The sequence below is a fragment of the Micromonospora sp. CNB394 genome (genome assembly GCF_000374985.1).
GTDB lineage: Bacteria > Actinomycetota > Actinomycetes > Mycobacteriales > Micromonosporaceae > Micromonospora > Micromonospora marina.
Genome location: NZ_KB895831.1, coordinates 70,198 through 84,835 on the forward strand (window position 1 = coordinate 70,198; position 14,638 = coordinate 84,835).

The window sequence follows — 14,638 nt, forward strand, 5'->3', positions numbered from 1 at the left end:
AGGAGCACCACAGCACATGACCGAGACCAACCTCGGCACCGAATCCCGCACCGCAGTGATCGACAACGGGGCCTTCGGCACCCGCGAGATCACCTTCTCCACCGGCCGTCTGGCCCGCCAGGCCGCCGGCTCCGTCGTCGCCCAGCTCGGCGAGACGGTCGTCCTCTCCGCCACCACCGCCGGCAAGCAGCCGCGGGAGTCGTTCGACTTCTTCCCGCTGACCGTCGACGTCGAGGAGCGGATGTACGCCGCGGGCCGCATCCCCGGTTCGTTCTTCCGCCGCGAGGGCCGGCCCAGCGAGGACGCGATCCTCACCTGCCGGCTGATCGACCGGCCGCTGCGCCCATCGTTCGTCAAGGGCCTGCGCAACGAGGTCCAGGTCGTCGAGACCGTGCTGGCGCTCGACCCGCAGCACCCGTACGACGTGGTGGCGATCAACGCCGCGTCGATGTCGACCAAGCTCTCCGGCCTGCCGTTCTCCGGCCCGATCGGTGCGACCCGGGTCGCGCACGTCGACGGCCAGTGGGTCGCCTTCCCGACCCTGGAGGAGCTGGAGCGGGCCACCTTCGACATGGTCGTGGCCGGCCGCACCCTGCCGGACGGCGAGGTCGCGATCATGATGGTCGAGGCCGAGGCCACCCCGAACGCCGTGACCCTGATCTCGGGCGGCGCCACCGCGCCGACCGAGGAGATCGTGGCCAGCGGCCTGGAGGCCGCCAAGCCGGCCATCCGCGAGCTGTGCCGGGCGCAGAGCGAGCTGGCCGAGGTGGCCGCCAAGCCGGTCGCCGAGTTCCCGATCTTCCTGGATTACCAGGACGACGCGTACGACGCGGTGGCCGAGGTGGCCCGCGCCGACGTCGCCGAGGCGCTGAAGATCGCCGGCAAGGCCGACCGCGAGGAGGCCCTGGACCGGATCAAGGCCAAGGTCGCCGAAGAGCTGACCGGCCGGTTCGAGGGCCGCGAGAAGGAGCTGTCCGCCGCGTTCCGCTCGCTGACCAAGTCCGAGGTCCGCAACCGGGTGCTGCGCGAGCAGGTCCGCATCGACGGCCGCGGCCCGCGCGACATCCGCTCGCTGACCGCCGAGGTCGGCGTGCTGCCGCGGGTGCACGGCTCGGCGCTGTTCGAGCGCGGCGAGACCCAGATCCTGGGCGTCACCACGCTGAACATGCTGCGCATGGAGCAGATGGTGGACACGCTGTCCCCGGAGAACCGCAAGCGCTACATGCACAACTACAACTTCCCGCCGTACTCGACCGGTGAGACCGGTCGGGTCGGCTCGCCGAAGCGGCGCGAGATCGGCCACGGCGCGCTCGCCGAGCGGGCGCTGATCCCGGTGCTGCCCTCGCGCGAGGAGTTCCCGTACGCCATCCGGCAGGTCTCCGAGGCGCTCGGCTCCAACGGCTCCACCTCGATGGGTTCGGTCTGCGCCTCGACGCTGGGCCTGCTCTCGGCCGGTGTGCCGCTGAAGGCGCCGGTCGCCGGCATCGCCATGGGCCTCATCTCCGACGAGGTCGACGGCAAGACCCGGTACGTGACGCTGACCGACATCCTCGGCGCCGAGGACGCGTTCGGCGACATGGACTTCAAGGTCGCCGGCACCCGTGACTTCGTCACCGCGCTCCAGCTCGACACCAAGCTGGACGGCATCCCGTCGGACGTGCTGGCCGCCGCGCTCCAGCAGGCGCACGAGGCCCGGCAGACCATCCTCGACGTGATGCAGCGGGCCATCGAGGCGCCGGCCGAGATGTCGGACTACGCCCCGCGCGTGACCACCGTCAAGATCCCGGTCGACAAGATCGGCATGGTGATCGGCCCGAAGGGCCAGACCATCAACGCGATCCAGGACGAGACCGGCGCCGAGATCTCCATCGAGGACGACGGCACGATCTACGTCGGCGCGACGAACGGCCCGTCCGCCCAGGCGGCCGTCGACCGGATCAACGGGATCGCCAACCCGACGCTGCCGAAGGCCGGCGAGCGGTTCCTCGGCACCGTGGTGAAGACCGCCGCGTTCGGCGCCTTCATCTCGCTGCTGCCGGGCCGCGACGGCCTGCTGCACATCTCCAAGGTGGGCGACGGCAAGCGGGTCGAGAAGGTCGAGGACTTCCTCAACGTCGGCGACAAGGTCGAGGTCGAGATCGCCGACATCGACGCCCGCGGCAAGATCTACCTGGACAAGGTCCGCCCGGAGGGCGCCGAGGCGCCGGCCGCCGCCGAGGGTGGCGACCGTCCGTCCGGCCGGGACCGCGGCGGCGACCGTGGCCCGCGTGACCGGGGTGACCGGGAGCGCCGTTCCGAGGGTGGCGAGCGTCGCTCCGAGGGTGGCGAGGGCGGCGGCGAGTCCCGTCCGCGCCGCCGGACCCGGCACAGCTGATCCACCGACCGGCCCGGGTGACGTCCGCGTCACCCGGGCCGGCCCACGGCTCCAGGTCGCCTGCGCGAACTGGAGCCGTCGTACGTCCCGCCGTTCCTCGTCACCCGGAGAGCAGGTTCTCGTGAGTTCGTCAGTCGCCTCGACGGGACGGGGGGTGGCGTCGACCGGTTCGGCGGCCCGCGCGGTCACCCGGACGCTCAGCGACGACCCGCTCGGCGGCACCGTCCGCCGTACCGTGCTGCCCAGCGGGCTGCGCGTGCTCACCGAAGCGGTCCCGGCGATGCGCAGCGTGTCGTTCGGCATCTGGGTGTCGGTCGGCTCGCGCGACGAGACCGGCACGCAGGCCGGCGCCGCGCACTTCCTGGAGCACCTGCTGTTCAAGGGCACAAACAAGCGCAGCGCGCTGGAGATCTCGGCGCAGATCGAGGCGGTGGGCGGCGAGACGAACGCCTTCACCACGAAGGAATACACCTGCTACTACGCGCGGGTGCTGGACGAGGACCTGCCGCTGGCCATCGACGTCATGTGCGACCTGGTCGCCGACTCGGTGCTGGCCCCCGCCGACGTGGAGACCGAACGCGGCGTCATCCTCGAAGAGATCGCCATGCACGACGACGAGCCCGGAGACGAGGTGCACGACCTGTTCGCCCGCGCCGTCTACGGCGACCACCCGCTGGGCCGGCTCATCTCCGGCACCGAGGAGACCGTCACGCCGATGACCCGGCGGCAGATCCAGGGCTTCTACCGCCGCCGCTACACCGCGCCGCAGATCGTGATCGCCGCCGCCGGGAACCTCGACCACACAGCAGTGGTCAAGCTGGTCCGGCAGGCGCTGCGCGGCACCCCGCTGGACACCGATCCGGCGTCGCCGGCGCCGCACCGCCTCGCCACTCCGGCGGTACGCACCAAGCCGGCCACCACGCTCGTCGAGCCGAAGGAGACCGAGCAGGCGCACGTCATCCTCGGCTGCCCGGGGATCGACCGCACCGACGACCGGCGGTTCGCCCTCGGCGTGCTGAACAACGTGCTCGGCGGCGGCATGTCCAGCCGCCTGTTCCAGGAGATCCGGGAGCAGCGCGGCCTGGCGTACTCGGTCTACTCCTACGCCAGCCAGTACGCCGACAGCGGCGTGTTCGCCGTCTACGCCGGCTGCGCGCCGGGCAAGGTGGACGAGGTGCTGGACCTGACCCGCGCGGAGCTGGCGCGGGTGGCCGCCGAGGGGATCACCGAGGCCGAGCTGGCCCGGGGCAAGGGGATGAGCAAGGGTTCGTTCGTGCTCGGGCTGGAGGACACCGGCTCGCGGATGAGCCGACTCGCCAAGGGGGAGCTGCTCTACGGCAACCTGATGCCGGTGGACGACCTGCTGGCCCGGGTGGAAGCGGTGACGCTCGACGACGTGAACACCCTCGCCGCCGACCTGCTCGGCCGGCCCATGTCGCTGGCCGTGGTCGGCCCGTTCGACTCCGGCAGCTTCGCGGCCACCAGCTGAGCGGCCCGCCGGACCACGCGCCGGGCGCTGGGATAGGTTGTGGCCCGTGACTGAGCAGCAGAGGACGGCGGCCCGGGTCGGTGTGCTGGGTGCCCGGGGCCGGATGGGCATGGAGGTCTGCAAGGCGGTCGAGGCCGCCGCCGACCTGGAGCTGGTCGCGGCCGTCGACCAGGGCGACGACCTGGACGCGGTGGCGCGGGCGGGCGCCGGTGTGGTCGTCGACTTCACCACCCCCGACGCGGTCATGGACAACCTGCGCTGGTGCGTCGAGAACGGCGTGCACGCGGTGGTCGGTACCACCGGCTTCACCGAGCAGCGGCTCGCCGAGGTGCGGGGCCGGCTCGCGGACCGGCCCGGCGTGGGCGTGGTGATCGCCCCCAACTTCGGCATCGGCGCGGTGCTGATGATGCAGTTCGCGGCACGCGCCGCCCGCTACTTCGAGTCGGTCGAGATCGTCGAGCAGCACCACCCGCGCAAGCTGGACGCACCGAGCGGCACCGCCACCCACACGGCCCGGCTGATCGCCGCCGCCCGCGCCGAGGCCGGCCTGGGGCCCGCGCCGGACGCGACCCGCGACGAGGTGCCCGGCGCCCGCGGCGCCGACATCGACGGGGTACGCGTGCACGCCGTACGCGCCACCGGCCTGGTCGCCCACCAGGAGGTGCTGTTCGGCACCACCGGCGAGACGCTCACCATCCGGCACGACTCGTACGACCGGGTGTCGTTCATGCCCGGCGTGCTGCTCGCGGTCCGGGAGGTCGGCCGTCGTCCCGGTCTGACGGTCGGTCTGGACGCCCTGCTCGACTGACCCGTGGCGCGGCCTGCTCCGGCCTGCGCGGAGTCCGTTTTGCCTGGTCGGCGGCGTGGACCTAGGCTGTTTCCATGATCGATTCCGGACATGTGGACCCCGACAACAAGCCCGCCGCCGCCCTCTACACCTCGCTCGGCTTCCACCCCACCGGCGCGACGGAGGACGACGAACTGGTGGCCGAACTCCGCCCCGCAGCCTGACCGCTCTCCTTCGGCTGATCATGGAGCCGGCTCGCTGAACCGCCGGGTGAGGGCGAGGTGGGGTGGCGGCGGTCCCGCCCCGTGCCGGGACCGCCGGCCCACCCACGTAAGGGTGGACCGGCGGCCGGGCGGAGACTCATCGGCCGGCTGAGGATTCTTCCTCTGCGGTCTCCGGGACCGCCACGTGCAGGCGGATCTGGGGGACCAGCATGTCGTCCACGTCCAGCGCGCGGGCCGCGCCGTCCGGCTCCCAGCCGGTCGAGCCGAGGAACTTGCGGGTCGCCGCGTCGGCGTCGAACGCCCACGCCACCGCCCGGGTCAGACCGTCGGCGCGCCAGTGGTCGACAGCCGCGGCGAGCAGCCGGCTGCCGTGCCCGCGCCGCCCCCACCGGGGCTCGACCAGCAGGTCCGTGACCGCGGCGACGCCCGGACCGAGGGCCTCGGCCGGCTCGTCCGGGGCGAGCGCGTCGGCGTCGGCCGGACCGGAGGCGACGAACCCCACCAGATAGGATTGCGCCGCCTGTTCGACGGCGACCAGCACCCGGTGCGCGCCCGAGGGCGGCTCCTGCACCGCCGCGCTCCACCGCCGCGCGAGGTACGCCTCGTCGAGGTTGTCGAGCACGTGCCGTGGCAGGATCCGGCGGTAGGCGACCCGCCAGGTCGCGAGCTGGATGCGTGCGATCTCGCCGGCGTCGGAGGGACGCGCGGGCCGGACGTAGCCTGCAGCCATGGCACGAGAGCCTACGCAGGGCGAGGAGGGTGACGGTGGCGCAGGGTGCCAGGCGGACGGTCGTGCAGGTCGTCGCCGTGGTGGCGCTCGCCGCGGCGGTCACCGTGTTCCTCTCCGTGGCGGCGGTGCGGCACGGCTTCTTCGACCTCCAGGTCTACTACGGCGCGTTGACGTACTGGGCGCGTGACGGCGGGGAGATCTACGACTTCCTGCGCCCCGGCACGCAGTACGGCTTCACCTACCCGCCGTTCGCCGCGCTGGTGATGCTGCCGATGGCGTACCTGCCGTGGAACGCCGCGATCGTGGTGAGCGTGACCGCCACGGTGCTGGCGAGCGCCGCGGTGATCTGGCGGCTGCTGGATCCGGTGGCCCGCCGGTCCGGCTGGACCCGCTGGTTCGCGCTCGCGGTCGCACTCTGCCTGGCCGCCGCGTACGAGCCGATGCGTGAGACGGTCAACTTCGGCCAGGTCAACATGCTGCTGCTGTTCCTGGTCGCGGTGGACCTGCTGTGGCTGCTGCCGGCGCGCAGCCGCTGGGCGGGTGTGGGCATCGGCCTGGCCACCGCGATCAAGCTGACGCCCGGCATCTTCATCGTCTACCTGCTGGTCACCGGCCGATGGCGGGCCGCCCTGACCACTGCCGGCACCGCCGCCGTCGCCACGCTGGTGGCCGCCGGCCTCTTCCCCGACGCCTCCCGGGAGTTCTGGACCGAGGCGCTGTGGAACACCGGCCGGGTCGGTGAGCTGGCGTTCGTCTCCAACCAGTCGCTGCGCGGGGTGGTGGCCCGGCTCGACCCGCAGCACCCGAGCACGGTCGCCTGGCTGGTGCTCGTACTCCTGACGCTCGTGGTGTGGGCGTGGCGTTCGCGGGCGGCGGTGGCCGCCGGGGACGAGGCCACCGGCCTGGCCCTGACCGGCGCCGTGATGTGCCTGGTCAGCCCGGTCACCTGGGTGCACCACCTGGTCTGGCTGCTGCCCGGGTTGATCCTGCTCGTCGACAACGGCATGGCGGCGCCCGCGCGCAGCCGCCGGCGCCGCCTGCTGCTGGGCGCCGCGTCGATCGGGTACGCGCTGCTGTGCAGCCGGATCGTCTGGTCCTGGGAGAAGGACTTCACCGGCGTGGACGGGTTCCTCGGCAGCAACACGTACGTGTGGATCAGCCTGGCGCTGCTGCTCGGCCTGCCGATCCGCCGCTGGCTCACGCCGGGCGGCGGCGAGCGGCGTGGCGACGACGTCCCGGCCGGGTCAGCCGCCGCTGGTGTACCGCAGCTCGCGGAGCAGGACCGGGGGGAGCCCGCCGGACAGCGGCACCGGGTAGGTGGACTCCTCGCCGTCCGGTGAGTGCCCGGCCCGCTCGTAGAAGCGGCGGGCCCGGATGTTGTCGGCGAGCACCCAGAGCCGGTACGCGGTCCAGCCCCGCTCGGCGAGGCCGTCGCGGGCCGCCGCGAGCAGCGTCCGGGCGGCGCCCGAGCCCCAGTGCGCCGGTTCCAGGTAGATCGCCAGCAGTTCGCCGTGCGCCGGGTCGAGGTCGCCGCGGTCCTGGTTGTTCCGGTACGGCCCGAACGTGGTGAACCCGACGACCGTGCCGGCGTCCTCGCCGACGAGCGTGGTGAACGGGTGTTCCGGGTCGGCGGTGCCGAGGTCACGGCGGCGCTGCGCCCAGGCGCGGGGGTTCAGCCGGCTCAGCACCTCCGCGGGCATGATCCCGGCGTAACCGGCCTGCCAGCCGTGGACGTGGACCCGGGCGATCGCCTCGGCGTCGTCCGGTTCCTCCCGGCGGATGGTGAGCACCTGTCCGTTCTATGCCTCGACGGGCGATCGGTCCAGCCGCCGCTCCCGGTGTCGTACCCCTGGATTAGGGTCGCCGACGATGGCCGTACCGGAATCGCTCTCCCTCGCCCAGGCCCGCCGGATCGCCCTGGCCGCCCAGGGCTTCGCCGACCCGGCGCCTGCCGGCGTGCCCACCCGGCGGCACCTGCGGCGGGTGCTCGACCGGGTCGGGCTCATCCAGATGGACTCGGTGAACGTGCTCCAGCGCGCGCACTACCTGCCGCTCTACAGCCGGCTCGGGCCGTACCCGACCGCCCTGCTGGACACCGCCGCCTACCGCCGCCCGCGTGAGCTGTTCGAATACTGGGCGCACGAGGCGTCGCTCGTGCCGGTGGGGCTGCACCCCGCGTTGCGCTGGCGGATGGCCAAGGCCCGCGACGAGGCGTGGGGCGGGATGCGCCGGGTCGCGGAGGAGCAGCCCGGACTGGTCGCCTGGGTCCGCGACGAGGTGGCCGCCCGGGGGCCGCTGACCGCGGCCGAGATCGAGCACGACGCGCCGCGGGAGACCGGCAACTGGGGCTGGAACTGGTCGGCCGTGAAGCGGGCACTGGAGTTCCTGTTCTGGGCCGGCGAGGTCACCGCCGCCGACCGGACCAACTCGTTCGCCCGCCGCTACGACCTGCCCGAGCGGGTGCTCCCGGCCGCCGTGCTGGACGCGCCCACTCCGAGCGACGCCGAGGCGCACCGGTCGCTCGTGTCGATCGCCGCCCGCTGCCTCGGCGTCGCCGCCGAGACGGAGCTGCGCGACTACTTCCGGCTGCCGGTCGCCGGGGCGCGGCGGGCGGTGGCCGAACTGGTCGAGGCGGGCGAGCTGATCCCGGTCACGGTGCAGGGCTGGCGGCATCCGGCCTATCTGCACGCGGACGCCCGGCTGCCCCGCCGGGTCCGCGGCAACACCCTGGTCAGCCCGTTCGACCCGCTGGTCTGGGAGCGGGCACGCACCGAACGGCTGTTCGGCTTCACCTACCGGATCGAGATCTACGTGCCGGCGCCCCAGCGGGTGTACGGCTACTACGTGCTGCCCTTCCGCCAGGGCGAGCGCTTCACCGCCCGCGTCGACCTGAAGGCCGACCGGAAGGCCGGGACGCTGCTGGTGCCCGCCGCGTGGGTCGAGCCGGACGCCGACCCGGGGGAGACCGCTGTGGCGCTCGCCGCCGAGTTGTACCGGCTGGCCGGCTGGCTCGGCCTGGACGCGGTCGCCCCGCCCGCCGCCGGCGACCTCGCGGGGCCGCTGGCCGCCGCGCTGGTGGGCGTGGCCGGTGTACGGTGAGCGCGTGACGAGCGTTGACCGGCCTGCCACCGCGACCGACCCGCATCCGCACGCCGAGACGCACCCGCACGCCGGCCCGCCTGCTTCCGCCGGGGCGCCCGGAGCACCGTGGCCGGGTCACCCGGTGGCCTACCAGCCGGTCGAGCCCGACCGTTTCACCCGGATGGTGCTGCGCCTGCACGCCCGCGCCCCGCGCTGGGCGGTGCCGCTGGCCGCGCTCGGCTGCGTCGGTCTCGGCATCGCGTACGCGCTGATCAGCGACCCGACCCGCAGCGACCCGGACGCCGCGCCGACCTGCCTGCTCAAGCTGACCACCGGGCTGGACTGCCCGGGTTGCGGCGGCACCCGCGCGCTCTGGTTCGTGCTGCACGGCGACCTGCCCGCCGCCGCCCGGCACCACTTCCTGTTCGTCTTCGCTCTGCCGTTCCTGGCCTGGCTCTTCGTCGCCTGGGCCGGCAACCGGGCGTTCGGCTGGAAACTGCCCGAGGCGCGGCTCAGCCCCAAGGTCATCGGCATGTTCCTGGCCGCCTGGGGCGTCTTCTCGGTGGTCCGCAACCTCCCGTGGGAACCTTTCACCTCGCTCTACGTCTAGCCTCCCGCCGGACCCACATGACGGGACCCAGGGCGCGACGGAGCCGACGGCCTCGGCCGCGTGCCCGATTTCCGCGGCGACGGCGGGGCCACTACAGTCGCAGGAATGCCGGACATGGTGCAGCCCCAGGTCAAGTTGATCGCGTGGACCCAGTTCCAGGCGCCGGAAGAGGTGCCCTGGTCCACCGACGCCGACGGCGGGCAGGCGCTCGCCGAGTTCGCCGGCCGGGCCTGCTACCAGAGCTGGAAGAAGCCGAACCCGGCCACCGCCACGAACGCCGGTTACCTGGCACACATCCTGGAGGTCGGCCACCTGAGCGTGCTGGAGCACGGCTCGGTGAGTTTCTACTTCAGCGGCGTCTCCCGCTCGTTCACCCACGAGCTGATCCGGCACCGGCACTTCTCCTACTCGCAGCTCTCCCAGCGCTACGTGCCCGAGCGGGACGCGGCGATGGTCGAGCCGTCGGTGATCGCCGACGACCCGGAGCTGCACAAGAAGTTCGTCGAGGCCACCGACGCGGCGGTGCGGGCGTACACCGAGTTGCTGGAGGGGCTGGAGGCCCGGTTCACCGACGAGCCCAACCCGACGCTGCGCCGCAAGCAGGCCCGCCAGGCGGCCCGGGCGGTGCTGCCGAACGCCACCGAGACGCGGATCGTGGTGACCGGCAACTACCGGGCCTGGCGCCACTTCGTGAAGATGCGCGCCACCGAGCACGCCGACGTGGAGATCCGCGAGCTGGCCGTCGAGTGCCTGCGCCAGCTCAAGGGTGTCGCGCCGAACGTCTTCGCCGACTTCGAGATCTCCACCCTGCCCGACGGCACCGAGGTGGCAGCGTCGCCGCACGCGGAGTGACTCGTCGCCCTTCGCCGCCGGGCCACCGGCGGCCGTCCGCTAGGTTGTGAGCATGACGCACGACCACTCCGCCGCCCCGAGCCGGGGCGCGTCGCGCCCGTTCGGGCGAGTGATGACGGCCATGGTGACCCCGTTCACGCCGGACGGCGGCCTGGATCTCGACGGCGCCGCCCGGCTGGCCGAATACCTCGTCGACGAGCAGGGCAACGACGCGCTGGTGCTCAACGGCACCACCGGCGAGTCCCCGACCACCACCGAGGCGGAGAAGGAGTCGCTGATCCGCACCGTGGTCGAGGCGGTCGGCGACCGGGCCCGGATCGTCGCCGGGGTGGGCACCAACGACACCCGGCACACCGTCGAGCTGGCGTCGCAGGCCGAGAAGGCCGGTGCGCACGGCCTGCTGGTGGTCACGCCGTACTACAACAAGCCGCCGCAGGCCGGGCTGCTGCGTCACTTCACCACCGTCGCGGACGCCACCGGCCTGCCGGTCATGCTCTACGACATCCCGCACCGCGCGGGCGTGGCGATCGCCACCGAGACGCTCGTGAAGCTGGCCGAGCACGGCCGGATCGTCGCGGTAAAGGACGCCAAGGGCGACCTGTTCGCCACGTCGGAGGTGCTCAGCCGCACCGACCTGGCCTACTACAGCGGCGAGGACGCGCTCACCCTGCCGATGCTGTCGGTCGGCGCGGTCGGCGTGGTCGGCACCTCCACCCACTTCACCGGCGCGCTGACCAAGCAGATGATCGAGGCGTTCGAGGCGGGCGACAACGCCCGGGCGCTCGCCCTGCACCGGCAGTTGCTGCCGCTCTACACCGGCATCTTCCGCACCCAGGGCACGATCCTGGTCAAGGCCGGCCTGGGGACGCAGGGCCGCCCGGCCGGCCCGGTGCGGCCGCCGCTCGTCGACGCCACCGGTGACGAACTGGCCCAGCTGCGCGCCGACTGCGCCGCGGCGGGCCTGCCCCTGCCCGAATGAACCAACGACACGACGGACGCCGCGCGACGGCGTCGCAGAATGAGGTGACGCGTGACCGAGGCGCACATCGAGGGTGAACTGCCCCCGCCGCTGCCCGAGGGCGGCCTGCGGATCATCCCGCTCGGCGGACTCGGTGCCATCGGCCGGAACATGACCGTCTTCGAGTACGACGGCAAGCTGCTCATCGTCGACTGCGGGGTGCTGTTCCCCGACGTCGAGCAGCCGGGTGTGGACCTGATCCTGCCCGACTTCGGCCCGATCCTGGACCGGCTGGCCGACGTGCAGGCGATCGTGCTCACGCACGGCCACGAGGACCACATCGGCGCGGTGCCGTACCTGCTCGCCCACAAGCCGGACATTCCGCTGGTGGGCTCGCAGTTCACGCTCTCGCTCGTCGAGGCGAAGCTGGCCGAGCGGCGGATCCAGCCGTACTCACTGACCGTGCGGGAGGGCGGCCGGGAACGGCTGGGCCCGTTCGAGTGCGAGTTCTTCGCGGTGAACCACTCGATCCCGGACGCGCTGGCGGTGGCCATCCGTACCCCGGCCGGCCTGGTGCTGCACACCGGCGACTTCAAGATGGACCAGCTCCCGCTCGACGGGCGGATCACCGACCTGGCCGGGTTCGCCCGGCTCGGCGCCGAGGGCGTCGACCTGCTGCTGTCCGACTCGACGAACGCGGAGATCCCCGGGTTCGTCACGCCGGAGCGGGAGATCGGCCCGGTCCTCGACTCGATCTTCGCGAAGGCCAAGGGGCGGATCATCGTCGCCTCGTTCGCCTCGCACGTGCACCGGGTGCAGCAGGTCTTCGACTCGGCGGTCGAGCACGGCCGCAAGGTGGCGCTGATCGGCCGGTCCATGGTCCGCAACATGGGCATCGCCCGCGACCTGGGCCTGCTCAACATCCCGGCCGGCCTGGTGGTCGGGATCGAGGAGGCCACTAACCTGCCGCCCGAGCGGATCGTGCTGATGTCCACCGGTTCGCAGGGTGAGCCGATGAGCGCGCTGGGCCGGATGGCCAGCGGCGACCACCGGCACATCACCATCGCGCCCGGCGACACCGTGGTGCTGGCGTCCTCGCTGGTGCCCGGCAACGAGACCTCGGTCTACCGGGTGATCAACCGGCTGGCCCGGGCCGGTGCCGTGGTGGTGCACAAGGACGTCGCGAAGGTGCACGTGTCCGGCCACGCCCCGGCCGGCGAACTGCTCTACCTGCTCAACGTCGTACGTCCGAGCAACCTGATGCCGGTGCACGGCGAGTGGCGCCACCTGCGGGCGCACGCCCGCCTCGGCATCGAGTCCGGCGTCGCGCCGGACCGGGTCGTGCTCTGCGAGGACGGCGACGTGGTCGACCTGGTCGAGGGCCGCGCCAGCCTGGTCGGCCGGGTCAAGAGCCGGTACGTCTACGTCGACGGCCTCGCCGTCGGCGACGTCAGCGAGTCGCTGCTCACCGAACGCCGGATCCTCGGCGACGGCGGGTTCATCGCCGCGACGGTCGTGGTCGACTCGGTCACCGGCAAGGTGGTCGCCGGGCCGACCGTCTCGGCGAAGGGCTTCTCCGAGGACCCGGCCGCGTTCAACCCGGTGGTCCCGCTGGTCACCGAGGCGCTGAACCGGGCCGCCGCGGACGGCATCACCGACCCGCACCAGCTCCAGCAGATCGTCCGCCGCACGGTGGGCCGCTGGGTCAACGACGCGTACCGCCGCCGGCCCATGATCGTCCCGACCGTCGTCGAGGTCTGACCCGACCGCCACGCGCGCCGGTCCACCGTCCGCGGTGGGCCGGCGCCGTCGCTTTCCGGGTACGCCCCGACACGGCGCGTCGAAACGTGGTGACCGTCCTCATCCGATCGGCGTCCGTCTCCGTACCTCCCGATGGCCGGCGTGCCCCTGCGCCGGTCGGGAGGAGCGTGGCGGATGGACCGCAGACGGATGACAGCCATCGGCGTACTGGTGGCGGCGGCCGGATTGACGGCGGCGGTGACCGTACCGTCGTTCGCCGGTGAGGAACCCCGGCGGGCCGCCCCGGCGGCCGGCGGCGTCGCCCCGGAGGTCCTTGATGCCATGGGCCGCGACCTGGCGCTGACCCGCGACCAGGCGGTCGAGCGGCTGCGGGCCGAGCGGTGGGCGGCCGGCACCGTCACCCGGCTGCGCGGGGAACTCGGCGCCGGTTACGGCGGCAGCTGGCTCAGCGAGGACGGCGCCACGCTCACCGTGGCGGTGGCCGACCCGGCCGGTGAGGCGCGGGTACGGGCCGCGGGCGCGGTCCCGAAGCGGGTCTCCCGGGGCGTCGCCGAGCTGGACGCGGTGAAGACCCGGCTGGACGCGGCGGGCGCCGAGGCCAGCCCGGACGTGGCCGGCTGGTACGTCGACGTGGCAGACAACGCGGTGGTCGTGATCGCCCGGCCGGGCGCGGAGGCCGACGGCCGCCGGTTCGCCGCCGCCGCGGGGTCGAAGGCCGGGATGGTCCGGGTACGTACCGCCGACGAGGCCCCGCGCCCGCTGTTCGACGTGCGGGGCGGCGACGCCTACCTGATCAACAACGCGGGCCGCTGCTCGGTCGGCTTCTCCGTGGTCGGCGGGTTCGTCACCGCCGGGCACTGCGGCCGGCCGGGGGACCGCACCACCGGATCGAACCGGGTCGCCCAGGGCACGTTCGCCGCCTCCTCGTTCCCCGGTGACGACTGGGCGTTCGTGCGGGTGAACGCCGACTGGACGCCGCAGGGTGTGGTCACCGACTTCGCCGACGGCAGCACGGTGGCGGTGAACGGCTCCACCGAGGCGCCGGTCGGCGCGTCGATCTGCCGGTCCGGTTCCACCACTGGCACCCGCTGCGGCCTGATCCAGGCGAAGAACGCGACGGTCAACTACGCCGAGGGGACCGTCACCGGGCTGACCCGCACGAACGTCTGCGCCGAGCCGGGTGACTCCGGCGGCGCGTGGCTCTCCGGCGACCAGGCGCAGGGCGTCACCTCCGGTGGCTCCGGCGACTGCACCCGGGGCGGCACCACGTTCTTCCAGCCGGTCAACGAGATCCTCCAGCGCAACAACCTGACGCTCGTCACCGCCGGTGACCAGCCCGCGCCCACCCAGCCACCGGCCGGCGGCGGCGAGACCACGCCGCCGGTGACCGCCGAGCCCACCCCGCCGGCCGACGACACCGGGTGCTCCGGCCAGGTGAGCCGGACCGGCCGGATCGCCGCCGGGCGGACCCAGATCCAGCCGGACGGGCGCTTCTACCGGGTGCCCGACGGCACCCAGGAGGCGTGCCTGTCCGCGCCGGACGGCGCCCGGATGGTGCTGGAGCTGCAACGCTTCACCGGCGGCACGTTCCGTACCGTGGCCCGCGCGGCCACCGCCGACGGCACGGCCCGGCTGACCGCCGAGACCCAGGCCGGTGCCTACCGGTACCGCGTCGTCGGGTTGTCCGGCTCCGGCGAGTACACGCTGGCGTTCTCCGCCCGCTGACCGCCGCCCCCGGACCGCGGCCCCCGCCCACCCTCGCCCGGTGGTCG

The 14,638-nt window shown here is 73.3% G+C and carries 13 protein-coding genes; 11 read left to right on the plus strand and 2 right to left on the minus strand.

Annotation, left to right across the window (positions count from 1 at the left end):
* The first annotated feature begins 16 nt into the window (after nt 1-16).
* The 4 genes from C569_RS0111375 (at nt 17) to C569_RS34735 (ending at nt 4,874) form a co-directional block, all read left to right on the plus strand.
* Nucleotides 17-2,374, plus strand: a complete 2,358-nt coding sequence (locus C569_RS0111375; RefSeq protein WP_018785907.1) for a polyribonucleotide nucleotidyltransferase — start codon at nt 17-19, stop codon at nt 2,372-2,374.
* Between the two features lie 121 nt (nt 2,375-2,495).
* Complete coding sequence (locus tag C569_RS0111380) at nt 2,496-3,863, plus strand: pitrilysin family protein (protein WP_036345631.1); 1,368 nt, start codon at nt 2,496-2,498, stop codon at nt 3,861-3,863.
* 46 nt (nt 3,864-3,909) lie between these two features.
* Nucleotides 3,910-4,671 (plus strand): 4-hydroxy-tetrahydrodipicolinate reductase, encoded by a 762-nt coding sequence (gene dapB, locus C569_RS0111385; RefSeq protein ID WP_018785909.1) that lies wholly within the window; start codon nt 3,910-3,912, stop codon nt 4,669-4,671.
* Between the two features lie 74 nt (nt 4,672-4,745).
* A complete protein-coding gene (locus C569_RS34735; protein WP_255327268.1) occupies nt 4,746-4,874 on the plus strand; it encodes a hypothetical protein in 129 nt (42 codons plus the stop codon).
* A gap of 136 nt (nt 4,875-5,010) precedes the next feature.
* Here the strand turns inward: C569_RS34735 and C569_RS0111395 are convergent, their stop codons facing one another.
* The gene (locus C569_RS0111395; RefSeq protein WP_018785911.1) at nt 5,011-5,604 is read right to left on the minus strand and encodes a GNAT family N-acetyltransferase; all 594 of its coding nucleotides are present in this window, start codon (nt 5,602-5,604) and stop codon (nt 5,011-5,013) included.
* 35 nt (nt 5,605-5,639) lie between these two features.
* Here C569_RS0111395 and C569_RS0111400 point away from each other — a divergent pair, with 35 nt between their 5' ends.
* Complete coding sequence (locus tag C569_RS0111400) at nt 5,640-6,944, plus strand: glycosyltransferase family 87 protein (protein ID WP_026268013.1); 1,305 nt, start codon at nt 5,640-5,642, stop codon at nt 6,942-6,944.
* On the opposite strand, the gene C569_RS0111405 is transcribed toward C569_RS0111400, so the two are convergent.
* The gene (locus C569_RS0111405; protein ID WP_018785913.1) at nt 6,849-7,394 is read right to left on the minus strand and encodes a GNAT family N-acetyltransferase; all 546 of its coding nucleotides are present in this window, start codon (nt 7,392-7,394) and stop codon (nt 6,849-6,851) included. The two genes, C569_RS0111400 and C569_RS0111405, sit on opposite strands and share 96 nt — an antisense overlap.
* Nucleotides 7,395-7,473: 79 nt before the next feature.
* Between C569_RS0111405 and C569_RS0111410 the strand changes: the two genes are divergently transcribed.
* The 6 genes from C569_RS0111410 to C569_RS0111435 all read left to right on the plus strand — a co-directional run bounded on the left by C569_RS0111410 (nt 7,474) and on the right by C569_RS0111435 (nt 14,591).
* Complete coding sequence (locus C569_RS0111410) at nt 7,474-8,703, plus strand: winged helix-turn-helix domain-containing protein (RefSeq protein WP_018785914.1); 1,230 nt, start codon at nt 7,474-7,476, stop codon at nt 8,701-8,703.
* Nucleotides 8,693-9,295 (plus strand): DUF2752 domain-containing protein, encoded by a 603-nt coding sequence (locus tag C569_RS0111415; protein WP_026268014.1) that lies wholly within the window; start codon nt 8,693-8,695, stop codon nt 9,293-9,295. The genes C569_RS0111410 and C569_RS0111415 overlap by 11 nt, the downstream gene beginning before the upstream one ends.
* Before the next feature lie 114 nt (nt 9,296-9,409).
* Entirely contained in the window at nt 9,410-10,147 is a 738-nt protein-coding gene (thyX, locus tag C569_RS0111420) for an FAD-dependent thymidylate synthase (protein WP_026268015.1), read from the plus strand.
* 52 nt (nt 10,148-10,199) lie between these two features.
* On the plus strand, nt 10,200-11,126 hold the full coding sequence (gene dapA, locus C569_RS0111425) for a 4-hydroxy-tetrahydrodipicolinate synthase (protein ID WP_026268016.1): 927 nt from the start codon (nt 10,200-10,202) through the stop codon (nt 11,124-11,126).
* Between the two features lie 51 nt (nt 11,127-11,177).
* Nucleotides 11,178-12,866: a ribonuclease J gene (locus tag C569_RS0111430; protein WP_018785918.1), complete on the plus strand. Its 1,689-nt coding sequence runs from the start codon at nt 11,178-11,180 to the stop codon at nt 12,864-12,866.
* A gap of 174 nt (nt 12,867-13,040) precedes the next feature.
* Complete coding sequence (locus C569_RS0111435) at nt 13,041-14,591, plus strand: S1 family peptidase (protein ID WP_026268017.1); 1,551 nt, start codon at nt 13,041-13,043, stop codon at nt 14,589-14,591.
* Nucleotides 14,592-14,638: the final 47 nt, after the last annotated feature.

Excerpts from the sequence above, each read along its gene's own strand:
- C569_RS0111410 (WP_018785914.1), top strand. The coding sequence starts at position 7,474 with ATGGCCGTACCGGAATCGCTCTCCCTCGCCCAGGCCCGCCGGATCGCC.
- C569_RS34735 (WP_255327268.1), top strand. The coding sequence starts at position 4,746 with ATGATCGATTCCGGACATGTGGACCCCGACAACAAGCCCGCCGCCGCC.
- thyX (WP_026268015.1), top strand. The coding sequence starts at position 9,410 with ATGGTGCAGCCCCAGGTCAAGTTGATCGCGTGGACCCAGTTCCAGGCG.
- C569_RS0111395 (WP_018785911.1), bottom strand. The coding sequence starts at position 5,604 with ATGGCTGCAGGCTACGTCCGGCCCGCGCGTCCCTCCGACGCCGGCGAG.
- C569_RS0111435 (WP_026268017.1), top strand. The coding sequence starts at position 13,041 with ATGGACCGCAGACGGATGACAGCCATCGGCGTACTGGTGGCGGCGGCC.
- dapA (WP_026268016.1), top strand. The coding sequence starts at position 10,200 with ATGACGCACGACCACTCCGCCGCCCCGAGCCGGGGCGCGTCGCGCCCG.
- C569_RS0111375 (WP_018785907.1), top strand. The coding sequence starts at position 17 with ATGACCGAGACCAACCTCGGCACCGAATCCCGCACCGCAGTGATCGAC.